The sequence below is a fragment of the Aminobacter sp. P4_H6_2 genome (assembly GCF_056400805.1).
On the sequence record NZ_JBFUKO010000690.1, the window covers coordinates 1 to 2,703 of the forward strand.

Below are 2,703 nucleotides of genomic sequence, written 5' to 3' on the forward strand. Positions count from 1 at the left end.
CTACATCGAAGTCGATCACAACAAGATGGTTGCGACCTTCGCTCGCGTTCCCGGCCTGTCGGACGTTCCGTACGCAGTGCAGATGGAACCGAACCTCGTCGTCGAATTCTATTCGCGCTAATCCCTCCGGATCAGCATCGAATTGCAGAGAGCGGCCGGAAACGGCCGCTCTTTTCGTTTGTCCGTGGTGCTGTACGCTCCTTCAGCGCCTTGCACCGCAGCCGATAATGCGAAATATGCGCTCCAAGTGGTCAAGTCGGGCGCTGGCCCGGCCGATGCCGAGTGTAAGGAAGGCCTCATGGGTATTCACGAAGCAGATGCGCTGGCCGAGCCTGCCGAAGGTGYATTCCCGCTCTATCGCGACGCGCCGTCCTCGGTGGAGTTCAACAAGCTGCGCAAGCGGTTGCTGCGGCTCACCCGCCAGGCGATCGAGGACTACGCCATGGCCAAGCCGGGCGAGCGCTGGCTGGTGGCGCTGTCGGGAGGCAAGGATTCCTACGGCCTGCTTGCGGTGCTTATGGATCTCAAATGGCGCGGCCTGCTGCCGGTCGAGCTGCTTGCCTGCAATCTCGACCAGGGCCAGCCGAACTTTCCCAAGAACGTGCTGCCCGACTACCTCAATGCCAATGGCATCGCCCACCGCATCGAGTACCGCGACACCTATTCGGTGGTTACCGACAAGATCGCCGAGGGCAATACCTATTGTTCATTGTGCTCGCGGCTGAGGCGAGGGCACCTCTACCGCATCGCGCGTGAGGAGGGCTGCTCGGCCCTGGTGCTCGGCCACCACCGCGAGGACATCCTCGAAACCTTCTTCATGAACATGTTCCATGGCGGCCGCCTTGCCGCCATGCCGCCCAAGCTGATGAATGACGAGGGCGACGTCATGGTGCTCAGGCCTCTTGCACTGTGCGCCGAGGCCGACCTCGCCAAATTCGCCGATGGCATGAAGTTCCCGATCATCCCCTGCGACCTGTGCGGCAGCCAGGAAGGGCTCCAGCGCAACGCCATGAAGGCGATGCTGGACGACATTGAAAAGCGCATGCCGGGCCGCAAGGACACGATGCTGCGGGCGCTTTCCAATACGCGGCCCTCGCATTTGCTCGACCGCAAGCTGTTCGATTTTACGAGTCTGTAGCCACCTGCAGCGCCGGCCCGAAAACCAGAATCGGCTTTCGGGCCTGACTGCGCTCAGTGAGCGTCTGTCAGCACCGGTGTCGTGTCATGCTGGCCGTGGAACAGTTTTCCCTTCTCGGCAATCAGCACCATCACCAAGCCGACCGCAGCAACGCCGCAAAAGCCGATCGCCAATGGCACTGTCGTGCCGTCGAAGGACTGGCCGATCGCGGCCCCGATCAGTCCGCCACCGAGCGTCTGCATGAAGCCCTGCACCGATGAGGCCGTACCCGCGATATGGCCGAGCGGCTCCATGGCGATGGAGTTGAAGTTCGAGCCGATCCAGCCGAACTGGAACATCGCCAGCGCAAATAGCACGATGAAGGCCCCAAACGGCACGGGTCCGGTCAGCGACCAGATGAGCCAGATCGCGCTCACCAAGAGGAAGCCGAGCAGCGCGCCGTGCGATAGCTTGCGCATGCCGAGCTTGACGACCAGGCGCGAGTTGAGGAACGATGACACCGACATCATGCCGGCAATCGCCGCAAAGACCAGCGGGAACCACACGCCGAGCCCGTAGAGGCCGACATAGACCTGCTGTGCCGAGTTGATGAACCCGAACAGCGCGCCGAAGATCGTCATCGACGCCAGCGTGTACCACAGCGACATGCGCGTGGTGAGCACGGTGCGGAAGCCCCTGGCGATCGACAGCACCGACAGCGGCCGGCGATCCTCCGGATGCATCGTCTCGGGCAGGCGGATCGCCGCCCACATGGTGATGGCAAGCGCCGACACGGCCATGACGATGAAGATCATGTGCCATTCCGAAAACAGCATGACGATCTGGCCAATTCCGGGGGCTAGCACCGGCACGATCATGAACACCATGAAGATCAGCGACATGATCTCGGCCATCTGCCGTCCGCCGAAGCGGTCGCGCACCACCGAGACCGCGATCACGCGCGTCGAGGCCGCACCGATTCCCTGGACGAAGCGCAGCAAAAGCAAAGTTTCGAAGCTTGGCGCGAAAGCTGCGGCAAAGGCAGCAATTATATAGATGCCGAGGCCAAACAGCAGCGGTTTGCGCCGGCCGAACCGGTCGGAGGCCGGGCCATAGGCAAGCAGTGCCAGCGCCAGGCCCGCAAAATAGGCGGTGATCACATATTGGCGGTGGTTTTCACTCTCGACATTGAGGCTGGACCCGATCTGCTGGAGCGCCGGCAACATGATGTCGACGGCGAGCGCATTGACCGCCATCAGCGCTGCGGCCAGCGCGATGAATTCCCAACGCGGAATCGGAAACACGCCCGGTTGGGCGCTCGGAGAGACTTTCTGTTCCATCAGGAATCCAATTCAAACGGAAATGCGCCGGAAAGCCGGCGCATTTGCCACAAATGGACCCCGGAACAGGCCGGAGCCGGTACTTTTAAATCAGGCGGCGCCCTTGACGCTCACGCCCTTCTCTTGAAGGAACGACTGCAACTCGCCGGCCTGGAACATCTCACGGATGATGTCGCAGCCGCCCACGAACTCGCCCTTGACGTAGAGCTGCGGGATCGTTGGCCAGTTGGAGTAGTCCTTGATGCC

3 protein-coding genes and 1 pseudogene are annotated in these 2,703 nt (G+C 61.8%); 2 read left to right on the forward strand and 2 right to left on the reverse strand.

Translation table 11 applies throughout. The features are described from left to right. Together AC1DUU_RS28695 and ttcA are read left to right on the forward strand one after the other, a co-directional pair. Window positions 1–121 (forward strand): annotated as a pseudogene (locus AC1DUU_RS28695) (30S ribosomal protein S4); the annotation flags it as partial. Between the two features lie 177 nt (window positions 122–298). After that, window positions 299–1,138, forward strand: coding sequence for a tRNA 2-thiocytidine(32) synthetase TtcA (ttcA, locus tag AC1DUU_RS28700; RefSeq protein WP_476786727.1), 840 nt, complete (start codon window positions 299–301; stop codon window positions 1,136–1,138). A gap of 53 nt (window positions 1,139–1,191) precedes the next feature. Here ttcA and AC1DUU_RS28705 read toward each other — a convergent pair whose 3' ends face one another. Together AC1DUU_RS28705 and AC1DUU_RS28710 are read right to left on the reverse strand one after the other, a co-directional pair. Next, window positions 1,192–2,457, reverse strand: a complete 1,266-nt coding sequence (locus AC1DUU_RS28705; RefSeq protein WP_476786728.1) for a multidrug effflux MFS transporter — start codon at window positions 2,455–2,457, stop codon at window positions 1,192–1,194. A 90-nt stretch (window positions 2,458–2,547) separates the two neighbouring features. Beyond that, window positions 2,548–2,703 (reverse strand): glutaredoxin domain-containing protein (locus AC1DUU_RS28710; RefSeq protein WP_476786729.1); only part of this gene is annotated, 156 nt, incomplete at its 5' end.